The sequence below is a fragment of the Streptomyces sp. CA189 genome, assembly GCF_056428985.1.
The window spans coordinates 80,364-95,479 of the sequence record NZ_JBWJVM010000019.1; the positions used below are offsets into that span (position 1 = coordinate 80,364).

The following is a 15,116-nucleotide window of genomic DNA, read 5'->3' on the forward strand; positions in this document are numbered from 1 at the left end:
AACGGTGACGAACCCGTTCGAGGACGCCGACGCCACCTATCTGGTACTGGTGAACGAAGAGGGCCAACACTCGCTGTGGCCCTCCTTCGTCGAGGTTCCGGCCGGCTGGGAGGTCGTGGTCCGGGAGACCGAACGTCAGACCTGCATGGACTACATCAACGAGAACTGGACCGACATGCGGCCGAAGAGCCTGGTCAGGGCCATGGAAGGGGAACCCGCGTCCTGACGGACGGACAAGGGGCACCGGATTCACCCTGACTTTCGTCAGGGTGAATCGGTCACCTTCGTTCAATATCGTTCACCGGGAGTTTCACGTACTTTCGTCCAGAGCGGAGGAGTTGCGCCTCCGAGGGGATGGAGTAAAGCGTGAAGAAGTGGTTCTGGCCCACTGTTCTCGGTGTTCTGGTAATGCTGGCGACCGGATGGCTGTTGAGCGAGAGAGTGACGGTAGATTCCAGGGAAGTCACTCCCGGGGCAGACACCTACCGCGATATCGCTTCGTTCGGGAACGATTCTCCGGAGTGGGTGCACACGCTGGCCGAAGTGGGGACGGAAGCGGGAATTCTGGTTTTTCTCGCACTGTTCGCCGCTGCCTTCTGGCGCGCTCGGACACGTGACAACAGGGCCATGGCGCTGGCCCTTCTCGCCCCGGTCGCAATGGCGGCCACCTATCTGCTCAGTGAACTCCTCAAGGGGTGGATCCGAGAGGATCGGCCCTGCCGGACCGTGCCCGGTGTGCAGACGATCGAGGAATGCCCGGAGCCCGGGGACTGGTCGTTCCCCAGTAACCACGCGGTGATCGTGGCGGCTTCGCTCGCCACCATGTTCCTGGTCTGGCGGACCGCCGCATGGCTGGCGTTGCCGATCGCCCTTCTCACGGCGTACTCCCGCGTCTTCCTCGGCGTGCACTTCATGCACGACGTGGTCGCGGGCGTCCTCGTCGGAGCGGTACTGGCCCCGGTGATCCTCACTCTCCTCGCCCGCCCCGGGGAGCGGCTGGTGGGCAGGCTGAGGCAGATCGACCGGCTGCGGCCGGCGCTGGCGGCCTCCACCGGGGATGCGAAGTCCTCACCATGACAGGAATGACTGGAAGAAGAGATGAGCACAGTGAACACAGCTGACGGCTGGAAGCCGCTCGAGATCACACCCGACGGAGTCGAAGCCACTGCCCGGGGGCTGATCGAGCATGTGAACGGGCTGGCGGACTTCGCCGGCGCCCTGGCCCGCGAGAAGGTCGTGGTCTTCCGCGGGTTCCATGTCACCGAGCAGGAACTCGACTCGGTGATGGACCTGTTGTTGCCCAACCGCCTCTCCTATCTGCACGGCACCTCTCCGCGCACCAAGGTGGGCGCGAACGTCTACACCTCCACGGAGTATCCGCCGGAGGAAACGATCTCCATGCACAACGAGCTGTCGTACAGCCACGCGTGGCCGTCGCGGCTCTTCTTCTACTGCGCCACGGCTGCGGCGACCGGCGGCGCCACTCCGGTCGTGGACGGCGAGCTGTGGCTCAACTCGCTCGACGCCGAGGTCCGTGATGCCTTCGCAGGCGGGCTGCGCTACATACAGAACCTGCATGGCGGGCTCGGACTCGGCAGGAGCTGGCAGCAGGCCTTCGAGACCGAGGACCGGGACAAGGTGGCGGCCTTCCTGGACGGGGGTGAGGCGGACTGGTCATGGCAGCCCGACGGCGGGCTGCGGATCATCACCCAGGTCCGGCCGGCCACGATCAAGCACCCGGTCACCGGTACGGAGGTCTGGTTCAACCAGTCCGACCAGTTCCACCCGGCGGCACTCGGTGACGAGGTTGCCGCCGAACTCGCCCAGATCATGGCGCCCGAGGAACTTCCGCAGTCGGTCGCCTTCGCCGACGGAAGCCCTATTCCGGCCGAGTACGTACTGCAGGTACGCGACCGCGGCCTGGAAGCCGCCGTCGATGTGAACTGGCGCGAGGGCGACTTGATGGTCCTGGACAACGTAGCCGTCGGCCACGGGCGGCGCCCCTTCACCGGTGACCGGCGTGTGCTGGTCGCCATGTCCGGCTGACCCGGTCCTGCTGACGCGAAAGAGGAATCCCCAGTGTTTCGGAACATGCTCAAGTCCAAGATTCACCGCGCCACGGTGACCCAGGCCGACCTGCACTACGTCGGCTCGCTCACGCTCGACCCCGATCTCATGGAAGCCGCCGATCTGCTGCCCAACGAGCAGGTGCACATCGTCGACATCAACAACGGCTCCCGCCTCGAGACGTATGTCATCGAGGGTGAGCGCGGCTCGGGAACCGTCAAGATCAACGGAGCCGCGGCGCGTCTCGTCCACGAGGGAGACCTCGTCATCGTCATCGGCTACGGGCTCGTCGGCGACGAAGAGGCCCGTGAGGTCAAGCCGCGCGTGGTCTTCGTGGACGAGAACAACCGCATCTTGGACGAGGGCGACGACCCTGGCGTGCCCGAGCGGCTCTGACCCGCGGCCGCGGCTCTTTCGCACGGCCCCGTACGTCGGGCGGCCACCCTGTTCCCGGTGGCCGCCCGACGCCGCGTCACGCGCCGGGCAGCGGAGACACCCGCCGGACCCATCCCTCCGGGGATGCCGCACGGCCCGTCTGTACATCGGTCAGCGCCTCGCGCAGTGCCAGGGCCACCGGCCCCGCGTCGCCCGAACCCACCTTCCACTCGGCGTCTCCGTACCGCACGAGACCGACCGGGGTGACCGCCGCCGCCGTACCCGAGGCGAACGTCTCGGTGATGACGCCTGCGGCGCACTCCTCCTGCCACTGGTCGACCGCCACACGCTCCTCCCGCGGCTCGTAGCCAAGCCGAGCGGCGAGCGTCAGCAGCGCGTCCCGAGTCACCCCCGGCAACAAGGTGTCGCCCAGCGGTGGCGTCACGACCTGGGCCCCGCGACCGATACCGCGGACGAAGAAGATGTTCATGCCGCCCAGCTCCTCGACCCAGCGCCGTTCGGACGAGTCCAGCCAGACCACCTGGCGGCAGCCGGCCAGCCTCGCCTCCTCCTGGGCGAGGTACGTGGGAGCGTAGTTGCCGGCGAACTTGACGTGTCCCGTCCCGCCGGGGGCAGCCCGGGTGTGGTGCGGGCTCACCCAGACCGGCACGGGTGCGGGCCCGTTGGCAAAGAAGCCCCCGGTGACGAAGGCGGTGAGGACGAAGGAGTACCGGCGGGCGGGCCGGAGCGCGAGACTGGAGTCGCTGGCGAACAGCAGGGGCCTCAGATAGAGGCTCAGCTCCGGTTCACGGGGCAGGGCTTCCTGGTCCGCCGCCGCCAGCAGATGTACCGCTTCCAGGAACATGGCCTCCGGCAGCGGCGGGATGGAGAGCCGGCGCGCGGACGCGGAGAGCCGGGCCGCATGTTCCGGCGCCCGGAAGAGGCCCAGGGCTCCATCGGTCTGACGATGGGCCTTGAGCCCTTCGAAGACCACCTGGCCGTAGTGAAGTCCGACCATGGTCGGTGGCATGGAAATCGGTGCGTGCGGTTCCAGCCGCAGGCGCGACCAGCCGCCCTCAGCCGTCCATGACGACGTGACCATGTGCGCGGTGAAGGATTCTCCGAACTCGGCCATGACACTCCCCCCGAAATCGGCTCAGACGAGTGGTGCGTAGAAGAAGGTCTTCCGGCGGGCGAAGGTCCCGTCGGGTGTCAGCGTGAAGAAGTCGGCGAACTCCAGTGACGTTTGGGTTCCGTCCCGCAGCGTTCCCTGGAACTCTCCCTCCACGGCGACGTCGAGATGGGCCACCAGCAGCGAAGTGACGGTGTGACGGCCCCCCTCGATGACCCGTTCCTCACGGTAGAAGTGCTCCAGCTCGGCGTGCCCGGTGAGCGTTCCGTACCCCGGTCTGCGGTACTCCGCCGTCGGCGCGAAGAGGGCGATCAGCCCCTCGATATCGCCTCCGTCGACAAGACGGTAGTAACGGCGGACCGTTTTGGCCGCGGAAGCGGATAGTTCCGAAGCAGGTAAATCCAGAGACATGACCCCTCCGAGGGCCTTGGACGGGTGACGACCCGTCCACTCTGCGATGCACCGGTGCTTCCGGCAAGAACTTCCGGCAGACGCACAGGGATTCGCTCGGGATTCCTGACGAAAGTAATCACTCTTACGTCAGGCAATGCCCAACAGGGCGTGATCCGACCCAAAAGGGATGACAACTCACGCGGCCGATCCCACCATCAGGGCGTCATGCCGGACAGCCGAGCGTCGGCACGGCACGGCACACGACCGTATCCACAGCCACTCGGACATCATTTACGTGACACCCCTTATGCCCTTAGGGTGGCCGCGTGAAGTCCACCCTTACCCGCCTCGCCCCTTTACTCGGCTTCATTCCCGACGGGGAGCGACCGCGGAAGCCGAAGTTCTGGCCGCTGATGGCCGTCCTCGCGTGGGTGGCGCTCAACCTCCCGGCTCTCGTCCTCGTCCCGAGAACGGGGCTGGGCCAGCACCGCGAGTGGCAACTCCTCGCCGGTGCCGTCGTCATCGCCGTCGCCCTGGCGCTGTTCTCCTCGCTGCCGCTGATCTCGCTCTCGCTCTGCACGGCTCTGTGGTGGTCCGTGGGACTCGCGCGCAACGACGTCGGCGCCATCGTCGTCTCGCCCTACCTGCCTGCGGTGTTCATCATGAGCTACCTGGTGGGGCGGATGCCCGTGAGTCCGCACGCGGTGCTCCGCATGCTGGGTCTCGTGGTTCTCGTCGAATCGGTGGCCACCGCGTTCGTCGGCATGACAGCCCCGATGTGGGCACTGCTGGTCACCGGTCTCATCTTCGCCTGCCTGCTTCCCTGGTTGCTGGGACGCTACTCCCGGCAGCGTCACGAACTGCAGCACGCAGGCTGGGAGCACGCCCGGCAGGTGGAGCTGCAACAGCGCATCAGCGTCGATCAGGCGCGGCTGCGGGAGCGGACCCGGATCGCCGAGGACATGCACGACTCCCTCGGACACGAGCTGAGCCTGCTCGCCGTACGTGCCGGGGCGCTGCAAGTGGCCCCGAACCTCGACGACGAGGCGCGCAGGAAGGCGGCCGAGCTGCGCGCCGGCGCGGCGAGTGCCCTGGACCGGCTGCGGGACATCATCGGTGTGCTCCGCGAGGACGACACCCCCGCGCCCATGGATCCCTCGCACACGGACGTCGACGTCCTCGTCGAGCGGGCGCGCGCCTCCGGTGTCCTCGTCACACTGGAGCGCACCGGCGACGGCGGCCGACTGCCGAGCATGACGGACAAGGCGCTCTACCGGGTGGTGCAGGAGTCGCTCACCAACGCCATCAAGCACGCTCCCAAGTCTGCGGTGGCCGTGCACCTCACCTACACGGCCCGCGACGTCCTGGTCACCGTACGCAACGGGCCGGCCAGGCGGCCTCCGCCCGAGGACCGGCCCCAGGGCCGGCGGGGTCTGATCGGCCTGGAGGAGCGCACCCGGCTGGCGGGCGGGGAGTTCCACGCGACGCCCCTGCCCGACGGCGGGTTCGAGGTGCGGGCCCGGCTCCCCCGCGACTCGCACGGGATCAGGCCGGCCGGGCCCCAGCCGGCCGCACCGCCGGCACCCCCAGCCGCCCATGACCTCGCACACGCCACCAACCGCCTGCGCAGACGTTTCCTCGTCGCGGTTTCCCTGCCCGCCGGCCTGTTCGTCTGCGTCGCGGTCGCCATGCTCGGCTACTACGCCTACCTGTCGACCTCGTCCGTCCTCGCCCCGGCCGACTACGCGCAGCTGGAGATCGGCGACAGTGCGGGGGAGGCCGGCCGGCTGCTCCCCGACAACGAGATGCAGGACCCTCCGTCCGAGGGCCGGCCCGATCCCCCTGGAGCAACCTGCCAGTACTACCGCGCCAGCGAGGCCCTCTTCGTCCGGGTCGACGTGTACCGGCTCTGTTTCGTCGGCAAGAGGCTGGCGGAGAAGAGCGTCATCACCGGGGAATCCCGGGCCCCCGTCGACAATGGGTGAGCTTCCCCGGCCGAAAGTCCTTACCAAAGTGGGGTGAATACCTTCCCCTGGTGGGATGCGGCCGTTCCGAGGCTGCCAGTACGTTCGCCAGCAAGACAGAGAACATCGGAATGGCTGGCTGGAGAGCTCATCCATGATCACCCTCCAAGGGCTGACAAAGCGGTACGCCGAGCACAACGCTGTGGAGAACTTGTCCCTCACCGTGGCCCCGGGCCGCGTCACCGGTTTCCTCGGTCCGAACGGCGCGGGCAAATCCACGACCATGCGCATGATCATGGGGCTCGACCGCCCGACTTCGGGAAAGGCCCTTGTCGGTGGCAAGCGGTACGAGGAGCTGGCGTACCCGTTGAGGGAGGTCGGCGCACTCCTCGACGCCAAGGCCGTGCACCCCGGGCGCAGCGCCCGTGCCCATCTACGGTCCCTCGCCCGGACCAACGGCATTCCCGCGCGCCGGGTCGACGCGGTGATCGAATCCGTCGGGCTTGCTTCGGTGGCTGAGCGTCGTGCCGGGTCCTACTCGCTTGGTATGAGCCAGCGCCTCGGCGTCGCGAGCGCACTGCTCGGTGATCCTCCGGTCGTCATGTTCGACGAGCCGGTCAACGGCCTGGATCCCGAGGGCGTCCGCTGGATCCGCGAGCTGATGCGGGGACTCGCCGCCGAAGGGCGCACCGTCTTCGTATCCAGCCACCTGATGAACGAGATGCAGGTGACGGCCGATCACCTGGTGATCATCGGCAGGGGCAAGCTGATCGTCGAGACCTCGGTCCAAGAGCTCATCGAGCGCAGCTCGCTAAGCGCCGTACAGGTACGCGGACCCGAGGCGGCTGGTCTCCAGAAACTTCACGACCTGCTCTTCGAACGCTCGGTCCCGGTCCACTGGGCGAGCCACAACGAGCTGACGATCAGAGGGATGGCGGTCGACCAGGTCTCAGATCTCGCCTACGACATGGGTGTGCGGCTGCACGAGGTCCGCGCAGTCGAGGCCTCGCTGGAACAGGCGTACATGGAACTCACCGCAGACAGCGTGGAGTTCGGTTCGTCGTCAGTGCACCGGAACGCGGAGCACAGCGCGTGACTCCGCGTGTGCCCGTACCCGCGCCCGTGCCCGCCCCTCGCTTTCCGAGCCGAGAGACACAGGACTTCACGTCATGACTGCATCCATGCCCACGACGGCAGCCACCCGGCCGGTACGAGGCTCCGGCGGAGGGCTCCCCGGGGCCGTGGCAGCCGAGTGGATCAAACTCTGGTCGGTCAGGTCCACTTGGTGGTGTCTGCTCGCCGGCCTCGTACTGACAGGGCTCACCGCACCGATCATCGGTGCCACGATGTCCAACAACAGCCCCGCCGGGAAGGCCGTTCCGGTCACCGACGTCGCCGTCTCCACGGTCTACGTCACACAGTTCGCGATCATCGCGTTGGCGATGCTGGTGATCACCGTCGAATACGGCTCCGGAAGCATCCGCACCACCCTTCAGGCCGTACCTCACCGGGGCTATCTGCTGGCGGCGAAGACCCTGGTCGTGGGAAGTGTCAGCCTGGTTGCGGGTTTCGTGCTCGGCCTGATCGGCGTGGGCGTGGTCGCCCTGACGCTGAGCAGCGAGGTGGAGTCGGGCGGCGTAGGTGAACTGCTGGTCTGCGCGCTGCGCATCGGCGTGTACGTGGCGCTGACCAGTGTGCTCACCGTGGCTGTCTCCGTGGCGGTGCGCAGTGCCGCCGGCACCCTCAGCCTGGTCTTCGTCGGCCTCACCGTCCTGCCGGTCATCCTGCATGCCTCCGACATCGACCCGCTGGTGTACCTGTCCGACAGGATGCCCAACATGGCTGGGACCGTCTTCATGAACGACGCCAGCTCGCCCTACGGGGCAGGGACGGGTCTCCTCTTCCTCGTCCTGTGGGCCGTGGTGGCCCAGGTGGCCGGATACGTCGTTCTGCAGAAGCGTGACGCCTGACCCCACGAACTGTCCCGGCTTTCGGCCGGGACACCAAGGGCGTCGCACACCGGTCTCCCCCGTCCGGTGTGCGACGCCCTTCCTCGTGTGCCGCCACGGCGCGGACCGCTACGGTGCTTTGTCCTCGGCGGCCTCCTCGATCAGCCCGGCCTCGTACGCGACGATCGCCGCCTGAACCCGGTTGCGTACGCCCAGTCCCGAGAAGATGGCGCTCACATAGCTCTTGACGGTTCCCTCCACGAGATGGAGCCGCTGTCCGATCTCGGCGTTGGACAGGCCGCTGCCCAGCAGCGCGAGTACCTGCCGCTCACGGTCGGTCAAGGAGTTCACCTGCGCATGCGAAGGCACGCGCGATCCGCGCTGTTCGTCCGTACCACGGCCGAGTTCCGTCAGCACGCGCTTCGCCACCTTCGCGGAGAGATAGGCGGCGCCGACCGCCGCGGCCCGCACTCCGGTCAACAGCTCATGCGGGTCAGCTGACTTGAGCATGAAGCCGCTCGCTCCGCTGGTGAGCGCACGGCTCACGTACTCGTCCTCGGAGAACGTGGTCAACACCAGCACGGACGTCTCCGGAACCAGCCGCTTGATCTCCGCGGTGGCGGCGAGCCCGTCCATGACCGGCATTCGGATGTCCATCAGGGTGACGTCCGGCCGGTGCTCAAGTGTCAGAGCGACGGCCTCCCGCCCATTCGCGGCCTCGGCGACCACCTTGATCTCGGGGTCGCTGGCAAGGATGGCCCGAATCCCACCGCGGATCATCGCCTCGTCGTCGGCCAGAATGATCTCGATGCTGGAAATGACGTCCTCCTGATGGACAGTGACGGAGTGGCGCACCGAAACACGGATGCTGGCCGGTTGTTCCCCCGACGACCAGGATAGTCAGGACGGACGGCTATTGCGGCGAGATGGAGATGTGCCGACTGGATCGCGGCACGCTCTTGAGCCAGCGCATCCTCCGTTGCGCCTATGGGCTCGTCTCCGGATACGCGCTGCGGTCCTCCCGCGCCTGGCCGCGCTCGGTGTCGCGATTGTCGAGACGGGGTGCGGGTCAATAGAGCGTGTGCGAGCCGTCGGGCAGCCATCCTTCGAGGTACCCGGCAAGAAGGGTGATCGCCCCTTGGGGGCTACCCGTCTGCAGCGGCGCCGCCGGCCGTCAAAGGCCCACAGGGTGTGCCGTCTTCCTCTCCCGCAGGCAGAGTGCGCTTCTGCGTTACTGATGCGGGAAATCAGGGCGTGTGTTTGTGCCACCCGCTCGTACCCCCATGCCTGGTCCTGTCGGAGGTGTGGACCCCGTGGACGGCTGCGAATTGCGGGTTCTCGATACTGAAGGCTTGTGTGAGGTGGGTGCGCGCTTGACGGGTTGGGCCGTCGTTTGTTCCGAGGTGGATGGATGGGATGGTCCAGTCGCCGTTGATCGAGAAGAGCTTCTCCTGGGCGGTGTTGGTGACGGTGTCGTAGGGCAGGAGGGGCCCGTTCGGGTTACGCCGCCAGCGCGGTGTCACCGAGCAGCGCGTGGTCGGTGTCCGAGGGCGGGTCGATCTGGTATGGCATGTCGGCGCCGAAGCCCTGGGCAGCGTGATCGAGGCGGTAGAGCGCTCCGGCGATGCTGTCGAGCGCACTGCTGACCCGCTGGCTGATCGCGGCTTGTGTGGTGCGGAGCTGCTCGGCGAGCTTGCCGACGGAGGCGGCGGTCACCTCCGCTTGGGCGTCAGCGTCGGTCGCTTCGTTGTCGGTGAGCCAGTCGACGAGTGCCCGCAGAGCGGCGTCCACCCACAGTTCAGGAGCGGCGTCGCCGGCTTGTCTCATCAGCTGTGGGCTCCCGTTTCTCGCGGCTGGCGCCGGGTGGACCTCGCCCGGTTGCCACAGCCGAGGGAACACCATTCCTGGTCACGGCGCCTGGCCAGGAAGAACATGCCGCAACTGGGGGCGTGGCAGCGCCGCACCCGCTGACGGTCTGGACCCGCTGCCAGGACGAGCGTCTCGCGGGCGACGACGGCGACGGCGCCGCCACCCTGTTCCTGCTGTGCGAGCAGGCCGTCGCCGGTCATCCGGAAGACGACGGGGGCGGACGAGGCGAGTTCGTTCAGGCGGCTCCGCAGGCTGTTCGTGAGCGGCCGCTGTCCGGCTGCCGCGTCCAGCGCGTCGCGGACCAACCCACGCAGCCGCTCCAGCTCCTCCAAGGGGAGGGCGGCCAATCTGCGGTCGGCGGCGCGGGCGCGCCATCGCCTGGTGAGTTCCCCATCAGCGAGGAAGTCGACGTCGCCGCGCCCCGGTCCTGCGCCAACGACGACGGTGTTGGCCAGGTCGAGGACCGGGTCCTCGCCGATCCACGGCATTTCCTGCAGGTCCCGGATGGTCATGCCCCTCAATCTACTGGATTCAGGTCAGCGAACCCGTGATAACTTCATCTCACGGATTTGATCTACCAACTCCGTGAGTCACGTGGTCGACGAAGGGTGATGCCATGAGTGCAACCATCGAGTACGTCAGGTTCGACACCGGCGACCCCGCCGCCCTCACCGCCCACCGGGAGCAGCTCGTCGAACTACTCAAGGAGCTCTACGGCGACGGCTTTCAGGGCGCCCACCTCGCCCAGTTCGACGACGGCACCGTCCTGGACTTCATCATCTGGTCGTCCGCCGCCGTCGCCGAGCGCGCGGCCAAGGAGATGCCGACCGACCCCCGGGCCCAGGGCTTCTTCAGCCGGATCGGCACAGTGCACGAGATGCGGCACGCTCAGGTACTGCACACCGCATAACCCCCGGGATCAAGGAGAATGACGCTGTGCCCTCGGCAGACGAACTACTCAGCGCGGACACCGTCGCCGACCTCGCCCGATGCCTTGCGCGAGCCGGTGACGGGATCACGGCGCATGAGACCCGGGGGCGCGGCGCCGTCCTGGACGGGCTGAGCTTCACCGAGCGTGTCGCCGTGATCAGAAATGCCGTCCTGGCTGATCTCCCGGCGGACTACCCGGCCTTCGCGAACGTGTTGCGCGCCGCGCTGCGGGACAACGATTTCACCGGATGGATGATCTTCCCTGTCACCGAGGCCGTCGCCGTACGGGGCCGGGACGCCTTCGAACCGGCGCTCGCCCTGCTGGCAGAACTCACCCCGCGCCTGACCGCGGAGACCGCCGTCCGGCCCTTCCTCCGTGCCGACCTGGAACGCGCGCTCCGGGTCATGACGCCGTGGACCGCGCATCCCGACCTCCACGTCCGCCGACTGGCCAGTGAGGGCACGCGGCCAAGACTGCCCTGGGCGCCCCAGCTTCCGGAGCTGATCGCGGATCCGACACCCGCACTGCCCCTGCTCGACGCGCTGTACCGGGATGACTCCGAGTACGTCCGCAGATCAGTGGCCAACCACCTCAACGACATCAGCCGTGACCACCCCGACATCGCCGCTGGTGTCGCGGCGCGCTGGCTGAGCGACCCGGCACCGACGACGACCCGGTTGGTACGGCACGGCCTGCGGACCCTGATCAAGTCCGGCCACGCAGGGGCCCTTACGCTGCTCGGCCACTCCCCGGACAGTCCCGTCGCTGTCGAGGGCCCGCACGTCCACCCCTCAGAGCTCCGGGTCGGCGACTATCTGCTGTTCGACTACTCGGTGACCAACACTCACGACCAGACCGCTCACCTCGTCGTCGACTACGTCATCCACCACATGAAGGCCAACGGGACCCGCACCCCCAAGGTCTTCAAACTCACCACGCGGTCCCTGGCACCCGGCGAGACGTGGCGCGCGACACGCAGACACTCCTTCAAGCCGATCAGCACGCGGCGCTACCACCCGGGTGTCCATCTGGTGCAGCTCCAGGTCAACGGCCGATCCCACGGGGAAGCCTCGTTCACGCTGCACTGCTGAGGGCAACCGCCTCGCATCCCGCTTCGGTGGCGTATCCGCCATCGCGCCGCCATTCAATGGGGCTTCCGCCACCAGAAGCGGGAACCAGCATCCGCGCGCAGCTACCCCTTGGAATCAATCATCTAGGGGTGTCGAGGAGTCGCATGGCTAGGGCCTGTTGTGAAAGTGCTGGTCACAGCCATTCGTTGATGGCTGCGACCAGCACGGTCGCTTCGTAGCGGACAGAGAGTTTGTCGTACCGAGTGGCGACAGCGCGGTGCCGCTTGAGCCGGTTGATCCCGCACTCGACAGCGTGCCGCTGCTTGTAGTCGTCTCTGTCGAACTTTGGCGGCCGGCCGCCCCGCGATCCGTGCTTGAGTCGGTTGCGGACCCGGTCCGCAGGCACTGGAATCGTGGCCTTGATCCCGCGTCTGCGCAGGTAAGAGCGGTTGCTGCGGGAGTCGTACGCTTTGTCGGCCCGTACCCGGTCCGGCCGTTTGCGCGGCCTGCCCAGGCCGATCCGGGGCACCCTGATCGCTTCCAGGACCGGCTCGAACTGCGGGGAATCGCCTCGTTGCCCGGCCGTGATCACCACGGACAAGGGCTTCTGTCCCTGCTCAACGGCAAGGTGATCTTGGTGGTCAGCCCGCCGCGGGAGCGTCCTCTACCACCTGCGCCGCGAAGGCGTCGCCGACGGGGACGTCGAGCTCCTGCGCATCGAAAGTGACCTGGGGAAACACGGTGACACCGGACGCAGCGAACTGGACGCCATCCGGGCCGTCCTCGACGGCGACGCCGATGCCGCCGCGATCGGCATCACCACCTGGGAATCCATCGGCCGGGACGAGCTCATGCCCGACGCCCTGGAATCGTTCTGGACCAGCCCCACCTACTACCACTGCAAGTTCACCGCCCTTGACACCCTCGACACGGCCCGCGCCGAGGCGTGGGCCACACACCTGCTCGCCATGGACCGGAACAACCCCGAACACCGGAGGATCCTGGAACTGGAAGGCCTCACACGCTGGGGACGCCCCCGGCTCGACGGCTACGCCGACCTCTTCCAAGCGGTCAAGGAACAGGAGATCGCGTCCCGATGGTGATCCTCGACCTCGTCGAGAAGCTCTCCGCCACGGCGGAAGTCGACACCATCCCGCTCTCCATCACCACACCGGACCAGGCCGCACTCGCAGCCTCCTGGTGCGAACGCACCGGCAACACCCTCACCACCGTCGGCGACACCACGATCACCGTCCGCAGAGGCCGCCCACCCGACCCGATCGCCGCTCTGCCCCCGGCCCGCCGACCCGGAGCACGGCTGTGGCTCTACACCAACTTCGACTGCAACCTCGCCTGCGACTACTGCTGCGCCAGGTCTTCACCACAGACGGCCAGGCGGGCACTGGGTGTGGACAGGGTGAAGGAGATCGCGAAGGCCGCCCCGGACGCGGGCGTCAACGAAATCCTGCTCACCGGCGGCGAACCGTTCATGCTCCCCGACCTGGACGAGATCGTCACCGCGTGCACCGCCGTGCTGCCCACCACCCTCCTGACCAACGGAATGCTGTGGCGCGGGCGCCGGCTCCAGATGCTCCAGGCCATGCCCCGCGACCGGCTCACCCTGCAGATCAGCCTCGACTCCGCCACCTCCGACCTGCACGACTCCCACCGCGGCAAAGGCACCTGGGCCAAGGCCGTCGCAGGCATCCGCACCGCCCTCGGCGAGGGCTTCACCGTACGGGTGGCCGCCACCCTCACCACCGACGACCGGCACGAGGAGAAGGAGCTTCGGTCCTTCCTCGATTCACTCGGCATCGCCCACGAGAACCAGGTGATCCGACCCATCGCCCACGAGGGCGCCGCCGACGAGGGCTTGGAACTCACCGTGGAAACCCTGGTACCCGAGGTCACCATCACCGCCGACGGCGTCTACTGGCACCCCGTCGGAGCCGATGACGACGAACAGCTCGTCACCCGCGACATTTTCCCCTGCACACCGCCATCGACCTCGTACGAGAACAGTCCCGCACCTACCGTCTGACAGCCGAGGCATCGGCCCGCACCTTCCCCTGCGCATGAGCCAACGCGCCCCAAGACCTCGGCAGCCCGAGCGGCGGTCAGCAGCCGGGCGAACCCTTCCCGACGCCGGCGGGAAAGCCGCCCATGATGCGCCTACGCGAGCCTGGAACGCACGCTTCAGGCCGCGCCGGCTTCGACGGGCAGGTCGTGTCCTCAGCCAGCTGGACCGGCATGGTCAACAACCTCAACGACGCCCTCGCCTGGGGCGTCTTTCCCCTCCTCTTTGCTGCCCACGGCCTGTCCATCGCCCGGATCGGGCTGCTCGCTGCCCTCTATCCCGCTGTCTGGGGCCTCGGTCAGATCCTGCTCGGGGCGGGCACCGCGATGGTCTACCCGACCCTGCTCGCCGTGATCGGCGACGTTGCCCATCCGGCCTGGCGGGCCCGTGCCGTCGGCGTCTACCGGCTGTGGCGCGACGGCGGCTTCGCCGTCGGCGCCCTCCTGGCGGGAGCTCTCGCCGACGCCTTCGGCTTTACCACCGCCATCTGGGCCGTCGCCGCCCTCACCGCCGTCTCCGGACTGGTCGTCGTCATCCGGATGTACGAGACACACCCGAGGCCATGAGGACGGCCGGCGCGGCAGGCGCCGCGTGGACGCGTCCAGGGATCCGGATCAGGTGGTCGTCGGGCGGGCGGGGGTTCATCGGGGGGCGCGATCTTGCGGTCGCTCGGCCTAGCCAGGGGTCCCCGGCCCGCAGCAGTGCATGCAGGCCCTGGCCGGGGCACTGAGCGTCGATGTGAAGGTGATGCGCCCGTGCTACGGGCGGTGTGTCCCGCGATGGCGGCAGGAGCCGCCATCGCGGTGTGGGTGTCCTCGCCGCTGCCGATCAGGTTCGGCCGTCAGATCTTGCCGGGCATAGGCGGGCGCCCAGGCCGACGATGAGGACCTGGTGGTGAGCCCGCCACGGCCGTGGTCCAGGGCGTGGTCGGCTGGCACGTCGGTGCACCAACGGGGGAGCACCCATCGACCCGTTCCACTGGTACGAGGGCGGCGAGCTGCGGATCACCTTCGAAGGGCCCACGGACAGGTACGGCACCACACTCGACGACCTGCTCCGCAGCCTCGGCACGCGCCCGGCCCGAAGGCGAGGCGCCGATCGTCATCCGCGGGCCTTCGTCACCCTTCCCTTGATTCTCGCGATGCCCAACGTCCCGGCGGGCGATACCGTTCGCCATCTGCTGCTGCTGCTGCTGCTGGTGCGGCGGCTCTGCGCGGCCGCCATGTGCTCGTGGGGAGGAACTGGTCGACAGCCACGGCCCGACTACCTGGCCAGAACACGCCGCGACC

General features: G+C 67.9%; 17 protein-coding genes and 2 pseudogenes. 13 read left to right on the forward strand and 6 right to left on the reverse strand.

The window, feature by feature from the left end:
* The first annotated feature begins 4 nt into the window (after nt 1-4).
* From AC061S_RS17445 to panD, 4 genes are all read left to right on the forward strand, one after another.
* Nucleotides 5-226 (forward strand): MbtH family protein, encoded by a 222-nt coding sequence (locus tag AC061S_RS17445; protein ID WP_478686858.1) that lies wholly within the window; start codon nt 5-7, stop codon nt 224-226.
* Between the two features lie 140 nt (nt 227-366).
* Nucleotides 367-1,077 (forward strand): phosphatase PAP2 family protein, encoded by a 711-nt coding sequence (locus AC061S_RS17450; protein WP_478686859.1) that lies wholly within the window; start codon nt 367-369, stop codon nt 1,075-1,077.
* Between the two features lie 21 nt (nt 1,078-1,098).
* Nucleotides 1,099-2,046, forward strand: coding sequence for a TauD/TfdA family dioxygenase (locus AC061S_RS17455; protein ID WP_478686860.1), 948 nt, complete (start codon nt 1,099-1,101; stop codon nt 2,044-2,046).
* Between the two features lie 33 nt (nt 2,047-2,079).
* Nucleotides 2,080-2,463 (forward strand): aspartate 1-decarboxylase, encoded by a 384-nt coding sequence (gene panD / locus AC061S_RS17460; protein ID WP_478686861.1) that lies wholly within the window; start codon nt 2,080-2,082, stop codon nt 2,461-2,463.
* A gap of 76 nt (nt 2,464-2,539) precedes the next feature.
* Here panD and AC061S_RS17465 read toward each other — a convergent pair whose 3' ends face one another.
* Both AC061S_RS17465 and AC061S_RS17470 read right to left on the reverse strand, forming a co-directional pair.
* Entirely contained in the window at nt 2,540-3,577 is a 1,038-nt protein-coding gene (locus tag AC061S_RS17465) for a branched-chain amino acid aminotransferase (RefSeq protein WP_478686862.1), read from the reverse strand.
* A 21-nt stretch (nt 3,578-3,598) separates the two neighbouring features.
* On the reverse strand, nt 3,599-3,985 hold the full coding sequence (locus AC061S_RS17470) for a nuclear transport factor 2 family protein (protein ID WP_478686863.1): 387 nt from the start codon (nt 3,983-3,985) through the stop codon (nt 3,599-3,601).
* 308 nt (nt 3,986-4,293) lie between these two features.
* Between AC061S_RS17470 and AC061S_RS17475 the strand changes: the two genes are divergently transcribed.
* The 3 genes from AC061S_RS17475 to AC061S_RS17485 all read left to right on the forward strand — a co-directional run bounded on the left by AC061S_RS17475 (nt 4,294) and on the right by AC061S_RS17485 (nt 7,901).
* Complete coding sequence (locus tag AC061S_RS17475; protein ID WP_478686864.1) at nt 4,294-5,952, forward strand: sensor histidine kinase; 1,659 nt, start codon at nt 4,294-4,296, stop codon at nt 5,950-5,952.
* A gap of 133 nt (nt 5,953-6,085) precedes the next feature.
* Nucleotides 6,086-7,027, forward strand: coding sequence for an ABC transporter ATP-binding protein (locus tag AC061S_RS17480; RefSeq protein ID WP_478686865.1), 942 nt, complete (start codon nt 6,086-6,088; stop codon nt 7,025-7,027).
* Between the two features lie 73 nt (nt 7,028-7,100).
* On the forward strand, nt 7,101-7,901 hold the full coding sequence (locus AC061S_RS17485) for an ABC transporter permease (protein WP_478686866.1): 801 nt from the start codon (nt 7,101-7,103) through the stop codon (nt 7,899-7,901).
* Nucleotides 7,902-8,009: 108 nt separating this feature from the next.
* Here AC061S_RS17485 and AC061S_RS17490 read toward each other — a convergent pair whose 3' ends face one another.
* The 3 genes from AC061S_RS17490 to AC061S_RS17500 form a co-directional block, all read right to left on the reverse strand.
* Nucleotides 8,010-8,660 (reverse strand): response regulator, encoded by a 651-nt coding sequence (locus AC061S_RS17490; protein ID WP_478686888.1) that lies wholly within the window; start codon nt 8,658-8,660, stop codon nt 8,010-8,012.
* 720 nt (nt 8,661-9,380) lie between these two features.
* Nucleotides 9,381-9,707 carry a hypothetical protein gene (locus AC061S_RS17495; RefSeq protein ID WP_478686867.1) on the reverse strand — a complete coding sequence of 109 codons (327 nt, stop codon included), beginning with the start codon at nt 9,705-9,707 and terminating at the stop codon, nt 9,381-9,383.
* Nucleotides 9,707-10,261 (reverse strand): ABATE domain-containing protein, encoded by a 555-nt coding sequence (locus AC061S_RS17500; protein WP_478686868.1) that lies wholly within the window; start codon nt 10,259-10,261, stop codon nt 9,707-9,709. The genes AC061S_RS17495 and AC061S_RS17500 overlap by 1 nt, the downstream gene beginning before the upstream one ends.
* A gap of 104 nt (nt 10,262-10,365) precedes the next feature.
* On the opposite strand from AC061S_RS17500, the gene AC061S_RS17505 reads away from it, so the two are divergent.
* Both AC061S_RS17505 and AC061S_RS17510 read left to right on the forward strand, forming a co-directional pair.
* Entirely contained in the window at nt 10,366-10,659 is a 294-nt protein-coding gene (locus AC061S_RS17505) for a hypothetical protein (RefSeq protein ID WP_478686869.1), read from the forward strand.
* A gap of 26 nt (nt 10,660-10,685) precedes the next feature.
* Nucleotides 10,686-11,771, forward strand: a complete 1,086-nt coding sequence (locus tag AC061S_RS17510; protein WP_478686870.1) for a DNA alkylation repair protein — start codon at nt 10,686-10,688, stop codon at nt 11,769-11,771.
* A 172-nt stretch (nt 11,772-11,943) separates the two neighbouring features.
* Here AC061S_RS17510 and AC061S_RS17515 read toward each other — a convergent pair.
* Nucleotides 11,944-12,428: pseudogene (locus AC061S_RS17515) on the reverse strand (IS5 family transposase); the annotation flags it as partial.
* A gap of 92 nt (nt 12,429-12,520) precedes the next feature.
* Between AC061S_RS17515 and AC061S_RS17520 the strand changes: the two are divergent.
* The 4 genes and pseudogenes from AC061S_RS17520 to AC061S_RS17535 all read left to right on the forward strand — a co-directional run.
* Nucleotides 12,521-12,853: a PhnD/SsuA/transferrin family substrate-binding protein gene (locus AC061S_RS17520; RefSeq protein WP_478686889.1), complete on the forward strand. Its 333-nt coding sequence runs from the start codon at nt 12,521-12,523 to the stop codon at nt 12,851-12,853.
* Nucleotides 12,847-13,791 (forward strand): Rv1681 family radical SAM protein, encoded by a 945-nt coding sequence (locus AC061S_RS17525; protein WP_478686871.1) that lies wholly within the window; start codon nt 12,847-12,849, stop codon nt 13,789-13,791. Before AC061S_RS17520 ends, AC061S_RS17525 begins: the two co-directional genes overlap by 7 nt.
* 185 nt (nt 13,792-13,976) lie before the next feature.
* Nucleotides 13,977-14,393 (forward strand): MFS transporter, encoded by a 417-nt coding sequence (locus AC061S_RS17530; RefSeq protein ID WP_478686872.1) that lies wholly within the window; start codon nt 13,977-13,979, stop codon nt 14,391-14,393.
* Between the two features lie 365 nt (nt 14,394-14,758).
* A pseudogene (locus AC061S_RS17535) lies at nt 14,759-14,881 on the forward strand (DUF6461 domain-containing protein); the annotation flags it as partial.
* Nucleotides 14,882-15,116: the final 235 nt, after the last annotated feature.

Excerpts from the sequence above, each read along its gene's own strand:
- AC061S_RS17455 (WP_478686860.1), top strand. The coding sequence starts at position 1,099 with ATGAGCACAGTGAACACAGCTGACGGCTGGAAGCCGCTCGAGATCACA.
- AC061S_RS17465 (WP_478686862.1), bottom strand. The coding sequence starts at position 3,577 with ATGGCCGAGTTCGGAGAATCCTTCACCGCGCACATGGTCACGTCGTCA.
- AC061S_RS17470 (WP_478686863.1), bottom strand. The coding sequence starts at position 3,985 with ATGTCTCTGGATTTACCTGCTTCGGAACTATCCGCTTCCGCGGCCAAA.
- AC061S_RS17480 (WP_478686865.1), top strand. The coding sequence starts at position 6,086 with ATGATCACCCTCCAAGGGCTGACAAAGCGGTACGCCGAGCACAACGCT.
- AC061S_RS17485 (WP_478686866.1), top strand. The coding sequence starts at position 7,101 with ATGACTGCATCCATGCCCACGACGGCAGCCACCCGGCCGGTACGAGGC.
- AC061S_RS17490 (WP_478686888.1), bottom strand. The coding sequence starts at position 8,660 with ATGATCCGCGGTGGGATTCGGGCCATCCTTGCCAGCGACCCCGAGATC.
- AC061S_RS17495 (WP_478686867.1), bottom strand. The coding sequence starts at position 9,707 with ATGAGACAAGCCGGCGACGCCGCTCCTGAACTGTGGGTGGACGCCGCT.
- AC061S_RS17500 (WP_478686868.1), bottom strand. The coding sequence starts at position 10,261 with ATGACCATCCGGGACCTGCAGGAAATGCCGTGGATCGGCGAGGACCCG.
- AC061S_RS17505 (WP_478686869.1), top strand. The coding sequence starts at position 10,366 with ATGAGTGCAACCATCGAGTACGTCAGGTTCGACACCGGCGACCCCGCC.
- AC061S_RS17525 (WP_478686871.1), top strand. The coding sequence starts at position 12,847 with ATGGTGATCCTCGACCTCGTCGAGAAGCTCTCCGCCACGGCGGAAGTC.